The following is a 13,192-nucleotide window of genomic DNA, read 5'->3' as shown; positions in this document are numbered from 1 at the left end:
TCCTACCTGCACATCTCTGTTGCAGGTAGAACCCTTTTATTTTATTAGTGTAATATTTTTTCATAAAATAAACAAAAATCTGATAAAATAAGTATATAAATGTACGTAGGCTAATAAAAGTCTTAGTTTTTGTAAGGGCTTTCGTTGTACAGAAATGTACTGATTTGCTATAATTATGAAGAAATTCGAAGACCTACAGCACAATGGAGGGAAATAAGATGGATGCTGTTTATGCAAACAATTATGTCATTGTTGCCATCTTTCTGCTTCTTGGTGTTCTGCTTCCAGTTGCCACGGTAAGTATTATTGGGCCTTTATTACGTCCCAATAAACCGAATGCTGAAAAGCAAACGACATACGAGAGCGGAAATATCCCGATTGGAGACAGTTGGGTTCGTTTTAACGTAAAGTATTATATCTTTGCTCTTCTGTTCGTTATTTTTGATGTAGAAACTTTATTTTTGTATCCGTGGGCAGTAGCTTTTAATGAATTAGGATTATTTGCTCTCGTGGAAATGAGCATTTTCATCGTTCTTCTGATTATTGGCCTGTTGTACGCATGGAGAAAGAAGGTGCTTGAATGGAATTAGATTTGAAGAGCATCGAACCAGATTTACAGGATGAATTAAATCGGAATGTTCTGTTTACGAGTTTAGAGACCTTAAAAGGATGGGTAAGAAGCAACTCGCTATGGCCACTTACGTTTGGATTAGCCTGTTGCGGGATTGAAATGATGGGGACAGGCGGTTCACACTATGACCTTGATCGATTTGGAGTCATTTTTCGCCCTTCTCCTAGACAGTCAGATGTGATGATAGTAGCTGGAACAGTAACGAAAAAAATGGCGCCATTATTAAGACGATTGTATGATCAGATGCCTGAACCAAAATGGGTCATTGCCATGGGTTCCTGTGCTACGGCGGGTGGTCCCTATATTAAATCGTATAGTGTGGTAAAGGGTGTTGACCAAATATGCCCTGTGGATGTTTATATTCCAGGTTGCCCGCCAAGTCCAGTTGCGCTGATCTATGGTATTAATAAATTACAAGAAAAAATCCGCTATGAAGCAAAGACCGGAAAGCGGGTGGATCAGCAATGAGTGAAGAAAAAAGAAAACCTACACCTGAGGAGAAGGCAGCAGCAGTGGCTGAAGCGAAGGCAAAAGCGGCAGCAGCTGTAAAGGCTAAATTGGCACAGCAAGCACAAGCGAATGTAGCCGATGAAGAACCAAACCAATCCACAACAAAAGGAATGGCCCAAGGTGATTCTTCTGCTAGTTCTTCCGTACCTGATGAAAAATCGATAGCGAAAGCAAAGGCAGCAGCAGCCGCGAAGGCGAAGGCAGCGGCGGCAAAAGCAAAGCTTGAAAGTGGCACGACTATAGGAAGTGCTGAGCAGTCTATTCAAGAAAAAAATACAAAAGCAAGTGAAGAAGTGACCACAGGACTAACTACAGATACAGATGCCAAGGCTAAAGCAGCCGAAAAAGCGAAAGCAGTAGCAGCTGCAAAAGCAAAAGCGGCAGCAGCCGCGGCGGCAAAGGCGAAAGCAAACGAAGAAACTGTAGCAGCAGAAGTTCCCCCCTCAAAGAATCAACCCTACCTAGATCGTTTTGTACAAATCATAGCAGAGAGATTTGGCAAAGAAAGCATGGAAGAATCCTACATTAACACGTTGTCAAAAGAAGTTCCCACCATGACGATAAAAAATCAGATTTGGCATGACATTGCACTCTTTTTAAAGCAGGAACCCAGCTTACAATTTAATTACCTTTCCAACCTACATGGAGTCGATTATGAAGATCGAATGGAAGTCTACTATCATTTGTACTCGTATGCACATCATCAAAGCTTGGCCATTAAGGTGAAAACTACGCGTGAAGCATCGTCTGTTGCTTCTGTTGTAGATGTGTGGCCAGGAGCTGACTGGAACGAGCGAGAAACATACGATTTGTTAGGAATCCACTTTGTAGGACACCCCAATCTGGTTCGAATTATGATGCCAGATGAGTGGGTTGGACATCCGTTGCGTAAAGATTATGAGCCTTTTGATGAGGGGGTATAACCTTGAGTACTCCAATGACGACTAGTATTCGCACAGAAGAAATGATTCTGAATGTTGGACCTCAGCATCCAAGTACCCATGGAGTATTTCGTTTAATTGTAAAGATTGACGGTGAAACCATTAAAGAATCCATTCCTGTAATGGGCTATTTGCATCGTGGCACAGAAAAGCTAGCTGAGAATCTTACCTACACTCAAATCATTCCCTATACAGATCGGCTAGATTACCTCTCTTCCATGACCAATAATTATGTATTGTGTCATGCGGTCGAAACGATGATGGGATTAGAAATCCCTGAAAAGGCTGAGTATTTGCGTGTAATTGTAATGGAGCTAAATCGTGTCGCTAGCCATTTGGTTTGGTGGGGCACCTATCTTTTGGACATCGGAGCAATCGGTCCCTTTCTGTATGCGTTCCGTGATCGAGAAACAATTATTAATTTGTTCAATGAGATTTCGGGGGCACGATTGACGTACAATTATATGAGAATTGGTGGAGTAAAATGGGATGCTCCTCCTGGATGGATTGATAAAGCAAAGGAATTTGTTCAATATCTTAAAAAGGAATTAGCTAATTACCACCTTCTGGTGAGCGGGAATGAAATTTTTATTAGTCGCTTAACCGGCGTTGGTACCTATGATCGTCAAATGGCTCTTGATTATTCTTTGTCTGGTGTTATGCTGCGATGCACAGGAGAGAATTGGGATATTCGTAAAAACGAGCCATATTCCATTTACGATCGGTTTGATTTTGATGTTCCTGTATCTACAGATGGGGATTGCATGGCTCGCTATCATTTACGTCTCCAAGAAATTGAGCAATCGCTACGTATTTTAGAGCAAGCCCTAGATCAATTTCCCTCGGAAGGAGAGGTTATTGGAAAAGTCCCTAGGGTGATTCGACCCCCAGCAGGAGAAGCGTATGTGCGCATTGAAGCACCACGTGGGGAATTAGGTGTGTATATAGCTAGTCAAGGCAAGGATAGACCGTGGAGAATGAAGCTAAGAAGACCGTCCTTTGTGAATTTGCAGATTTTACCTACCTTATTGAAAGGTGTTAATATGTCCAATATGGTGGCGATTTTGGGTAGCATTGATATTGTGGTAGGGGAGGTAGATGCATAAATGACTAGTTGGCTTCAACAGACCCCATCATTTACCAATGTTTTACTGTTCTCCATGGCCGCAATAGTGTTACTGTTAGTGGTACTTGCTTTTGTTACATATGCTATCTATTTTGAGCGAAAAGTAATTGGCTGGATGCAATTACGCTATGGCCCTAATCGTGTAGGTCCCCTAGGGCTTCTGCAAACGGTATCCGATGTTGTCAAATTGCTTATTAAAGAAGATACTCGTCCCAAAAATGCAGACCGTGCTCTATTTACACTAGCTCCTATATTGGCTTATGCTCCCGCTTTTGCGGTACTGGCTGTCATGCCATTTACGGATAAGCTACAATTTGCCGATTTAGGGATTGGAGTATTGTATTATATCGCCTTGTCCGGCATTACTGTCATGGGTGTCATTACGGCTGGATGGGCTTCTAATAATAAGTATTCTTTACTTGGTGGCATGCGTTCGGCAGCACAGATGATTAGTTACGAGGTGCCACTGGTAATGTCGGTTGTGGGTGTTGTCCTAATGACTGGCAGTCTTAACCTAAAAGATATCGTCTATGCACAACAGGACATGTGGAACATTATTCCGCAAATATTAGGATTTGGTGTATTCTTAATTGCAGCACAGGCTGAATTGAATCGCTCTCCGTTTGATTTGCCAGAAGCTGAGTCGGAGCTTGTCGCTGGCTACCATGTGGAATACTCAGGATTCCGTTTCGCAATGTTTATGTTATCAGAGTATGTGTACATGTTTGGCATGGGAACTTTGATTACCATTCTGTTTTTGGGAGGATGGCTACCGATTCATCCGAGCCTCAGCTTTATTCCGCCGGTTATTTGGTTTATCCTTAAATTTATGTGTTATGTATTTTTGCAGTTCTGGATTAGGGCAACAATGCCGCGATTCCGTGCGGATCAACTAATGGGCTTTGCTTGGAAAGGGCTTTTACCAATTGCCCTTTTGAACATATTGCTTACGGCTGTAGTCATCTCATTTCAAAAAGGTTTTATTTAGATTTTCAGCTATAAGCCATCTATTTTGATAATGGGGAGGAATTTACATGCTAGGGTTTGCCAAAGGCCTAGGTTACACGCTCAAAAAGCTGTCTGAGAAGAAGCTAACGACGATGTATCCAGATGTGCCCTTCCAAATGCCGCCTCGATTTCGAGGAATCCAGCATTTCTCACCGGAAAAATGTATCGTGTGCAATCAGTGCGCTCGCGTCTGTCCGACTGAGTGTATTCAACTGACTGGGAAGCCGCATCCTGATCCCGAGAAAAAAGGTAAAATCATTGATACGTATGATATCAACTTTGAAATCTGTATTTTATGCGATCTATGTACGGAGGTCTGTCCAACGAATGCAATCGTCATGACTAATAATTTTGAGCTGGCTGTGTATAGTCGAGATGAATTGTACAAGGATTTAAAATGGTTGGATGATAACAATACCAATGTGAGGGAGGAGAACTAATTGATAAGCGGGTCGTATGCCGTGTTCTTTATATTGGGCCTTCTGACCATTGGTGGGGCAATTTTTATGATTAACTTTAACCGAGTGGTTCACATGGTGATCTCTATTGGGGTAACGTTTATAAGTATTGCGGGTTTGTTTGTGCTACTAGGAGCTGAATTCGTTGCCGTTTCTCAAATATTGGTCTATTCAGGAGCTATCTCGATTCTGATGCTATTTGGAATCATGCTGACAAAGCATAATGCGACAGAAGAAGGGAAAAAACGTGGTGCACGGTTTTGGTTTAGCTTGGCGGGAGTTGTTACTTTGTTTGTAACTATTTTTACAGCCATTCAATACACAAATTGGACTTCTGTGCCAGCGAGAACCCCCAATCCATCTGTTAGTAACGTCAAGGAAATTGGAATTGACGTATTTACAAAGTTCGTTATTCCATTTGAATTGCTATCCGTTTTGTTACTAGTAGCTTTGGTAGGCGCAATAGTGTTGGCTAAGAAAGAGGAGGAGTAACGCAGATGGATATTCATATCTCTTCTTATTTGCTTGTTGCCCTCATTTTATTTTGTGTTGGGCTGTTCGGAGCATTGACCAAACGAAATGCCATTATCGTCTTGCTCTCCATTGAACTTATGCTGAATGCTGTAAATATTAATTTAGTAGCATTCTCTAAATATGGTTTGCATGCGGCTGTTACTGGTCAAATCTTCACTCTGTTTACCATGACGGTAGCTGCGGCAGAGGTAGCTGTTGGGATTGCAGTATTGATCGCTCTTTATCGTAATCGTGATACGGTGAACGTTGATGAGATGGATAAATTAAAAGATTAACCAGGAAAAAGGATAGGTGAAAATATGGATACAAGTATGCAGTACGCTTGGCTCGTACCGCTTTTTCCTCTGATCGCTTTTGCCATCATCCTCTCGTTCGGACGGCAATTAAAAGAGGGAGCGGGATACATAAGCATTTTATTGACGGCGGCATCTCTGGTGTTGGCTTGTATCACGTTCATGGCTCGTTTTCAAGAAGGGGCACAGGATTACGTACTCAGCATTAAATGGCTCCAAGTAGGTGATTATGTCATTCCTGTAGGCTTTGAAGTAAATCAATTAAACGCCATGATGCTGGTGATCGTTTCAATTGTGAGTTTGTTAGTACAGATTTATTCGCGTGGATATATGCAAGGAGACCAGCGCTTCCCCGTGTTTTATCAATATTTAGCGCTATTTACCTTCTCGATGCTTGGCTTGGTTATCTCACCAAACCTCTTACAGTTATACATTTTTTGGGAATTGGTGGGTGTCTGTTCCTTCTTATTGGTGGGGTACTACTACTTTAAACCAGAGGCTAAGGCAGCGGCGAAAAAAGCTTTTATTGTTACACGAATTGGTGATGTTGGATTATTCATTGCCATTTGCCTGCTGTTTTGGCAGACGGGACGCTTTGAATTTGATGATATATTTACCGCTATTCAGGGTGGTAAAGTAGAACCGTTTATCATTACCCTAGCTGCTATTCTTATTTTTGTAGGAGCAGCAGGGAAATCAGGTCAATTTCCGTTACATACTTGGTTACCTGATGCAATGGAAGGGCCAACGCCTGTGTCTGCTTTGATTCACGCGGCAACAATGGTAGCCGCTGGGGTGTATCTGGTTGCGACGACATTTCCGTTATTTATTGAGTCCCCTATCGCTTTAGACGTAGTGGCATATGTTGGTGGATTTACTGCTATTTTTGCTGCTTCTATCGGTCTAACGCAACGTGATATTAAACGTGTTCTTGCCTACTCTACAGTCAGTCAGCTTGGTTTTATGATGATGGCATTGGGAGTAGCGGGGGCTGCGGGTTATGTGGCAGGAACCTTTCATTTGATGACGCATGCTTTTTTTAAAGCGTTATTATTCCTTGCCGCAGGTAGCGTGATACATGCGGCACATACCCAAGATGTGTTTAAAATGGGTGGTTTATCGAAACGCATGCCAGTTACATCGGTTGTTTTTCTGATCGGGTGTCTCGCTATAGCTGGAATACCGCCATTCTCCGGATTCTGGTCAAAGGAAGAGATTCTCGGTGCGGTATATGTAGCTGGACGATATGACTTATTAGTAATTGCGATTGTAGCTGCATTTTTTACCGCTTTTTATATGTTTCGTCTGTATTTCCTTACGTTTAAAGGAATGCCTGCTTCTGAAGGAGCTAAAAAAGCATATGAATCACCAAGCGTCATGACGATTCCTATGCTCTTATTGGCATTGTTAGCAATTGGTGCTGGTTTTATTAATCTTCCGAATGCTCCTATGCTAGGAGAATGGTTGATGAGTGGCTCTGTTGGTCAATTTATTATCGATAAATATGGAGAAGAAGCTGGGCATGGTGCTTTATGGCTACAGATTGTAGCTGTAATCATTTCGTTGTTTGGAATAGGACTCGCTTATCTGATATATGGCAAAAAAAATCTGCCAAACGATATTATATCCGAACAACTGCCGTGGCTGTATCAGCTTTCGTACCGTAAATTTTACATGGATGAGATCTATACATTTGTATTTATTCGTCCGCTTAAAGGCATTGGCCTTGCTTTTAACTGGCTGGATCACTACATCATTGGTGGCCTGGTTAGAAGTATTGGTGGATTGACCAACATGATTGGAAGGTTATTAAGCCGCTTACAGTCTGGTCAGATGCAGACCTACGGCTTTGTAGTCTTACTGGGGCTCGTTGTTCTAATGGTCAGTCTTACGGCGTTAGGGGGTGTTCCTTTTGTTAAATAGCTATCTGTTATCGCTCCTGACGTTCTCGCCTCTTCTGGCTCTCTTGATCTTATTGTTCGTTCCGAAGCAGCAGGTTAGCACTGTCAAGCAAATTGGAGTACTAGGAACGTTGGTGCCGTTGATTCTGGCATTAATGATGTTTGGCGCCTTTGACTATCAACAGAGGGGCAATCAATTTGAGGAACATGCGACATGGATTCAAATACCTGCTTCAATCACAGCAGATCAACAGCTGTATAATTTGCATATTGATTATGAAATGGGCGTAGATGGTATTTCCATGCCTTTGATCCTGATGACAGCTATCATTGGGACACTAGCGGCTGTAGCATCGTGGGGGATTAAAAAGAGAGCGAAAGAGTACTTTGTGTTCTTTCATCTATTATTGATTGGAATGTTTGGGGTTTTTGCTGCTCAGAACTTGCTCTTGTTCTTCTTGTTCTTTGAGATAACTCTGGTAGCTATGTATTTCCTAATTGGGATTTGGGGTTATACAGATCGAGAAAAAGCGGCAAATCGTTTTCTCTTATATAACGGAATTGGCTCGGCACTAATGTTGGTCGGATTTATCACGTTGTTTTTTGTGAGTGCAATCGTGACACAAGAACCAACTATGAGTATACCTGTGCTGACAGAGGCACTAACTTCACCAAACAATGCATTTATTGAACATGTCCCAGAGACATTCCGTTGGGGACTGTTCCTGGTACTATTTATAGCTTTTGGAATTAAGCTTCCGATCTTCCCTTTCCATACTTGGATGTTAAGAGTGCATGTTCAAGCTCCACCGGCTATCGTCATGATTCACTCTGGTATCCTCTTAAAAATGGGAGCCTACGGGTTGTTACGCATGGGGATTGGATTTTTTCCCGAAACGGTTCAATATTTTGCTACAGGAATGGCAATTCTCGGTTTAGTTAATATTTTGTACGGAGCAGCGCTTGCCTTTGTTCAAAAAGATCTCAAAATGGTCTTAGCCTACTCCAGTATTAGCCATATGGGTGTTATCTTGTTAGGCTTTGCTTCTATGAATCAGTTTGGTTTTCAAGGAGCTTTATTCCAAGTGATATCACATGGCTTTATTTCAGCGCTAATGTTCTTCTTAGTGGGAATCATTTGGGATCGCACAGGTACTTCTCAACTAGATCAGCTAGGTGGATTAGCTAAATCAATGCCTTTTGTAAGTGGAGTCTTCCTAGCTGCGGGAATGGCTTCCTTGGGATTGCCGGGGATGTCAGGCTTTATCAGCGAGTTTTTTGCCTTCCTTGGCTTATTTGCGAGTCAACCAGTGTTAGCGGCGATTGGTACCTTAGGTATTATATTTACTGCGGTCTATGTGTTGCGTGCCGTGATGGCCATAACGTATGGTCCAACAAAAGAAAAGCATCTGGATTTGGCCGATGCACAGCCGATGGAGGTAATTCCGATTGTTGTATTGCTAGGATTTATCATCTTGATTGGTGTTTATCCAGCGATGTTAAGCAATCCCTTGCAAGAAACGCTTAAAAACATTGTCATCCATGTGACGGGAATAGGAGGGTAAACGATGGACGTAAAAGATATTTTTTCTTATAACTGGAGTTATCTCCTGCCGGAGTTTACGATTCTTGGTTTTGCCACTGTCCTGTCCCTTGTTGACTTGATCGCAGGTAAGCGTTTGAATCGGACTATCATGGGTTGGCTATCACTATTAGGCGTTCTTATAGCTGGCTACTTCATTGTATCTAATGTGACTTCGCTACAAGAACCTGTCGTTTATATGGCAGATATGATGCGGGTAGATCATTTTGGCAGTGCGTTTAAACTGATATTGTTAGCTGGGGTCGCATTTGCTTTATTAATGTCGATCAGCTATATAAAGAAAACAGATGAGGTTGTTCATTCTGGAGAATTCTACTATTTAATGCTAATGGGGCTAGTTGGCTGTATGGTGATGGCTTCTTCAGCTGATTTAATCACGTTATTCGTAGGACTAGAGCTACTTTCTTTGGCTTCGTATATCTTGGTGGGTATGCGGAAGAAACGGATGGATAGCAACGAATCTGCCTTTAAGTACGTAGTAGCAGGGGGAATTTCTACCGCTGTTACGCTGTTTGGAATGTCTTATCTATACGGATTTAGCGGTACAACGAATCTGTACGAAATGACCCAACGTTTGTCAGAAGCGTACCAAAGTGGATTCGGTCCGATGATTTTGATCGGCTTTGTCTTTCTCGTGGCAGGTCTGACGTTTAAAATCTCAGCGGTACCTAATCATATGTGGGCACCTGACGTGTATCAGGGAGCCGCTACCCCAGTTACTGCTTTTTTGGCAGTTGTTTCTAAGGGAGCTGGTTTTGCGCTCCTCATCCGCGTGATGATTTTAAGTTTTGCTGGGTTATTTAATCAAGAAACCAATCAAAGTGTCTTTAGTGGGATGCTATGGGTTTTATCAATTGTAGCTGGTTTGTCTATGATTGTCGGGAATACGCTGGCGCTACGACAAAAAAATGTGAAGCGCCTCATGGCTTACTCCGGTATCGCCCAAGCAGGTTACTTACTAGTACCACTGGTTATTTTGCATCAGACCTTCTTTTTTGAACAAATCATCTTCTATCTAGTTGCTTACCTGCTGATGGCATTTGGTGCTTTTGCACTGATTATGGTGGTGACAGAGGATAGAAAGACACAGGATATCAAGGCGTTTGCAGGGTTGTACCATCGTTCTCCACTGGCGGCATTAGCTATGACGCTCTTCTTGCTTTCGTTAGCAGGCATTCCTATCTCCGCTGGCTTCTTTGGTAAGTTTTATATTTTCCTAAGCGCGATTGGAAGCGGTAGCTTCTGGCTGGCAGGAATCATGCTCGCTACCAGTGTCGTTTCTTATTATTACTACTTTGGAATCATTCGACAGATGTATATGAGAGCCGGAGAGACGGAGGCGGCGTTGCGATTGCCAATAGGAGTAACAATCATTGTAGTGCTGGCGGCGCTCGGAACCTTTGTCTTCGGACTTGTACCAGAGGTTCTCATCCAGTATATCCATACCCACTTTAATCCAATGTTTAATTTAGGTGATATGCTGTAAGCAAGCAATACAGGAAAGAGGATGGCCAACGGCTGTCCTCTTTTTAGTAGGAGAAAAACGTATATGTGTCTATATACTTCTAATCGATTAGAGTCTTAGCAATCGTTAACTTTTTTAATACCTATAAAGTTTCTAACATCTCTATGATATCTAGCGCCTTTTCCTTTCAATGCCAACAGGTCTATGGTAAAGTAGTAAAAGAATTCACGCAGGGAAACGTTACAAAAATGGAAAATGAGTTTATAGAAAGAAGTGAGAGTTTTGTTGCTCGGTTCAAATGGACTTTACTCTTTGATGATGATTCTTATTTCTGTCATCTGTATAGGCATTAGCTGGTGGGCTATACAAGCTTTTCGCTTTGATCTATTTGTAAAACGTGCAGATAGTGCCCAAACCAAGCTATTACAAATCTTGCTTTCCATTGTTATCGGACATGGAGTGGCACGTTTTTTCATGGACTATTTAGGTTATTCTCTGTTACTGAATCAATTGTTTCAGTAGATTGGTATAACCCTCCAATTTTACGTACACAATGACTATTAAGATATAGAAAAAGTGTACGGGGAGAGGGAAAGAATGAAAAAGCACATATTTATGGCCTATGTTGTCATGTCACTTATTGGTCTGCTTGTTGTAAGTGGATTCTCTTATTGGTCACAATCAACCAAAGCATCTGTGGCAATGCAGTTAATAGAAGCTGCGGAAGCCACTGAGGCTTCAATAACCGACATTGAGCATCGGACCAGTATACGGCTTGCATCTCTTAGCACTGCTAAAGAGTTTCTTTCTCTCGGTCATGAATGGAGCGGTATTCTGGGGATACCTTCTGCACGAGCAGTAACCGCAGAAGGAAAACAGCTCATCTATCAAACCGAAGGAAAAGTGGGACAAACCAAGCTTCAAATTCGCTTGATAGGAGTACCTGAGCCCCATAACATCAGCATATATTTGGTGATCTCGTTGGAAGGGAAGCGGATTCATGCGCAAGATATTGAGAGAGCGTATGAAAAAGTTGTGGATAAGACCAAAAGTAGGGGTCTGATTCCGCAATTTAGCACTTGTATTCGCGGAATATACAATGATACACTGAGTGATGGTTGGCAGGAGGCTAGAATTAATAAGGTTTTTGCCCTCCTCCAAGCACAAGAAGTTGAGCGATTACAGGATGAATCTGTGACTAGTATTTCGGGCTATACCACACAATGGAAGCCGTATATAATAACCAACGATCAAAAAATGAATGTGCAAGTAGCGACACATGTAGATTCGTTGAACCAATTGACTAGGATCACGTTAGGGACACCTATCATCACAGCGGAATACTAAGCACGCGGAGGGGTATAACATTGGAAAAAATTATTGTCCGCGGTGGTAAGGCATTAGCAGGAAACGTAAAGGTTTCTGGTGCGAAGAATGCGGTTCTACCGATTATTGCTGCATCTATTTTGGCAGAAGAAGGAATATCTATCATTCATGACGTTCCTGGATTGGATGATGTCCATACAATTTGTGAATTGCTTAAAACCCTGCAAATTGACATTACATATCAAAATGAAATGTTAACCATTAATGCGACTGATTTAAAGGGTGTGGAAGCACCTTATGAATTGGTACGCAAAATGAGAGCATCATTCCTTGTAATGGGTCCTTTACTTGCGCGTAAAGGAAAAGCTCGTATTGCGTTGCCTGGTGGATGTGCGATTGGTACGCGTCCAATTGATCAGCACCTTAAAGGTTTTGAAGCGATGGGTGCTAAAATTGAGATTGGCCAAGGATTTATTGAAGCGAATGTTAATGGTCGCCTGCAAGGAGCAAAAATCTATCTGGATGTTGCGAGTGTAGGGGCTACTGAAAATATTATGATGGCTGCATGTTTGGCTGAAGGAACAACGATTATTGAAAATGCAGCGGAAGAGCCAGAGATTGTTGATTTGGCTAACTTCTTGAATAGCATGGGCGCTAAAATTCGTGGAGCTGGTACAGGTTCCATTCGGATTGAGGGCGTGGAGAGCATGAAGGGTTGCACCCATTGTGTAATTCCTGACCGCATTGAAGCAGGAACCTTCATGGTGGCAGCGGCTATTACAGGTGGAGACGTGTTTATTGAAGGGATTATTTCCGATCATGTCAAATCCGTAACTGCTAAGCTTCGTGAAATGGGCGTTACTGTAGATGAACAAGAAAACGGCATTCGTGTTACTCGCAAGGGTCCATTGAAAGCAGTAGACTTGAAAACATTACCGCATCCAGGGTTCCCAACTGATATGCAGTCACAAATGATGGCGTTACAGCTTGCTTCGGAAGGGACAAGCATTATTACGGAAACGGTATTTGAAAATCGTTTCATGCATGTCGAGGAATTTAGACGCATGAGTGCTAATATCAAAATTGAAGGTCGTAGTGCAATTGTCGAAGGTAATGTTCCACTCACTGGTGCTAAAGTGAGTGCAACTGATCTGCGTGCCGGTGCTGCGCTCATTTTGGCTGGGCTTATTGCTGAAGGTGAGACAGAAGTAGGCGGATTGCACCATCTTGACCGAGGTTATGTGAACTTCACTGAAAAACTGCAACTGCTGGGTGCAAATGTAAAGCGTGTGAAAGTAGAAGAGCAAGTAGCTCCAAGCTCTGAAAAAGTAACAGCTAAAGCTTTGAAAGTAAATTTATCTCCTAATTTTGCGTAACTCGTAAATTAGGCTGGATG

14 protein-coding genes are annotated in these 13,192 nt (G+C 42.3%); all 14 read left to right on the top strand.

Annotated features, from left to right (window positions below; all coding sequences use genetic code 11):
- Positions 1-218 precede the first annotated feature (218 nt).
- The 14 genes from ACQV1I_RS23410 to murA all read left to right on the top strand — a co-directional run bounded on the left by ACQV1I_RS23410 (position 219) and on the right by murA (position 13,172).
- The gene (locus ACQV1I_RS23410) at positions 219-590 is read left to right on the top strand and encodes an NADH-quinone oxidoreductase subunit A (RefSeq protein ID WP_094699872.1); all 372 of its coding nucleotides are present in this window, start codon (positions 219-221) and stop codon (positions 588-590) included.
- On the top strand, positions 581-1,099 hold the full coding sequence (locus ACQV1I_RS23405) for a NuoB/complex I 20 kDa subunit family protein (protein ID WP_018669748.1): 519 nt from the start codon (positions 581-583) through the stop codon (positions 1,097-1,099). Before ACQV1I_RS23410 ends, ACQV1I_RS23405 begins: the two co-directional genes overlap by 10 nt.
- Positions 1,096-2,064, top strand: a complete 969-nt coding sequence (locus ACQV1I_RS23400; protein ID WP_116333620.1) for an NADH-quinone oxidoreductase subunit C — start codon at positions 1,096-1,098, stop codon at positions 2,062-2,064. The genes ACQV1I_RS23405 and ACQV1I_RS23400 overlap by 4 nt, the downstream gene beginning before the upstream one ends.
- A 14-nt stretch (positions 2,065-2,078) precedes the next feature.
- Positions 2,079-3,188 carry an NADH-quinone oxidoreductase subunit D gene (locus ACQV1I_RS23395; RefSeq protein ID WP_116333670.1) on the top strand — a complete coding sequence of 370 codons (1,110 nt, stop codon included), beginning with the start codon at positions 2,079-2,081 and terminating at the stop codon, positions 3,186-3,188.
- A complete protein-coding gene (nuoH, locus tag ACQV1I_RS23390; protein ID WP_094699869.1) occupies positions 3,189-4,196 on the top strand; it encodes an NADH-quinone oxidoreductase subunit NuoH in 1,008 nt (335 codons plus the stop codon). It begins immediately after the preceding gene.
- Between the two features lie 46 nt (positions 4,197-4,242).
- The gene (gene nuoI, locus ACQV1I_RS23385) at positions 4,243-4,656 is read left to right on the top strand and encodes an NADH-quinone oxidoreductase subunit NuoI (protein ID WP_003334261.1); all 414 of its coding nucleotides are present in this window, start codon (positions 4,243-4,245) and stop codon (positions 4,654-4,656) included.
- Positions 4,657-4,659: 3 nt separating this feature from the next.
- Positions 4,660-5,166, top strand: a complete 507-nt coding sequence (locus ACQV1I_RS23380; protein WP_197261201.1) for an NADH-quinone oxidoreductase subunit J — start codon at positions 4,660-4,662, stop codon at positions 5,164-5,166.
- Between the two features lie 5 nt (positions 5,167-5,171).
- The gene (nuoK, locus tag ACQV1I_RS23375) at positions 5,172-5,483 is read left to right on the top strand and encodes an NADH-quinone oxidoreductase subunit NuoK (protein WP_003334264.1); all 312 of its coding nucleotides are present in this window, start codon (positions 5,172-5,174) and stop codon (positions 5,481-5,483) included.
- A gap of 24 nt (positions 5,484-5,507) precedes the next feature.
- Entirely contained in the window at positions 5,508-7,424 is a 1,917-nt protein-coding gene (gene nuoL / locus ACQV1I_RS23370) for an NADH-quinone oxidoreductase subunit L (RefSeq protein WP_116333621.1), read from the top strand.
- A complete protein-coding gene (locus tag ACQV1I_RS23365; RefSeq protein WP_018669754.1) occupies positions 7,414-8,967 on the top strand; it encodes a complex I subunit 4 family protein in 1,554 nt (517 codons plus the stop codon). The genes nuoL and ACQV1I_RS23365 overlap by 11 nt, the downstream gene beginning before the upstream one ends.
- A 3-nt stretch (positions 8,968-8,970) precedes the next feature.
- Positions 8,971-10,491 carry an NADH-quinone oxidoreductase subunit NuoN gene (gene nuoN, locus ACQV1I_RS23360; RefSeq protein WP_094699866.1) on the top strand — a complete coding sequence of 507 codons (1,521 nt, stop codon included), beginning with the start codon at positions 8,971-8,973 and terminating at the stop codon, positions 10,489-10,491.
- Positions 10,492-10,752: 261 nt separating this feature from the next.
- On the top strand, positions 10,753-10,992 hold the full coding sequence (locus ACQV1I_RS23355) for a DUF1146 family protein (RefSeq protein WP_003342326.1): 240 nt from the start codon (positions 10,753-10,755) through the stop codon (positions 10,990-10,992).
- Between the two features lie 75 nt (positions 10,993-11,067).
- Positions 11,068-11,817 carry a YwmB family TATA-box binding protein gene (locus tag ACQV1I_RS23350; protein ID WP_116333622.1) on the top strand — a complete coding sequence of 250 codons (750 nt, stop codon included), beginning with the start codon at positions 11,068-11,070 and terminating at the stop codon, positions 11,815-11,817.
- Positions 11,818-11,837: 20 nt separating this feature from the next.
- Positions 11,838-13,172, top strand: coding sequence for a UDP-N-acetylglucosamine 1-carboxyvinyltransferase (gene murA / locus ACQV1I_RS23345; protein ID WP_094699864.1), 1,335 nt, complete (start codon positions 11,838-11,840; stop codon positions 13,170-13,172).
- Positions 13,173-13,192 lie beyond the last annotated feature (20 nt).

Source organism: Brevibacillus sp. JB24b (assembly GCF_051713385.1).
Lineage (GTDB): Bacteria > Bacillota > Bacilli > Brevibacillales > Brevibacillaceae > Brevibacillus_B > Brevibacillus_B laterosporus.
Note: the sequence above shows the minus strand (reverse complement) of the source record. Positions and strands in the feature narration are given on the sequence as shown.

What these genes read in the sequence shown, in the direction of transcription:
- ACQV1I_RS23410 (WP_094699872.1), top strand. Translation starts at nt 219, where the DNA reads ATGGATGCTGTTTATGCAAACAATTATGTCATTGTTGCCATCTTTCTG.
- nuoH (WP_094699869.1), top strand. Translation starts at nt 3,189, where the DNA reads ATGACTAGTTGGCTTCAACAGACCCCATCATTTACCAATGTTTTACTG.
- nuoL (WP_116333621.1), top strand. Translation starts at nt 5,508, where the DNA reads ATGGATACAAGTATGCAGTACGCTTGGCTCGTACCGCTTTTTCCTCTG.
- ACQV1I_RS23350 (WP_116333622.1), top strand. Translation starts at nt 11,068, where the DNA reads ATGAAAAAGCACATATTTATGGCCTATGTTGTCATGTCACTTATTGGT.
- ACQV1I_RS23400 (WP_116333620.1), top strand. Translation starts at nt 1,096, where the DNA reads ATGAGTGAAGAAAAAAGAAAACCTACACCTGAGGAGAAGGCAGCAGCA.
- ACQV1I_RS23395 (WP_116333670.1), top strand. Translation starts at nt 2,079, where the DNA reads ATGACGACTAGTATTCGCACAGAAGAAATGATTCTGAATGTTGGACCT.
- ACQV1I_RS23405 (WP_018669748.1), top strand. Translation starts at nt 581, where the DNA reads ATGGAATTAGATTTGAAGAGCATCGAACCAGATTTACAGGATGAATTA.
- nuoI (WP_003334261.1), top strand. Translation starts at nt 4,243, where the DNA reads ATGCTAGGGTTTGCCAAAGGCCTAGGTTACACGCTCAAAAAGCTGTCT.
- nuoN (WP_094699866.1), top strand. Translation starts at nt 8,971, where the DNA reads ATGGACGTAAAAGATATTTTTTCTTATAACTGGAGTTATCTCCTGCCG.
- nuoK (WP_003334264.1), top strand. Translation starts at nt 5,172, where the DNA reads ATGGATATTCATATCTCTTCTTATTTGCTTGTTGCCCTCATTTTATTT.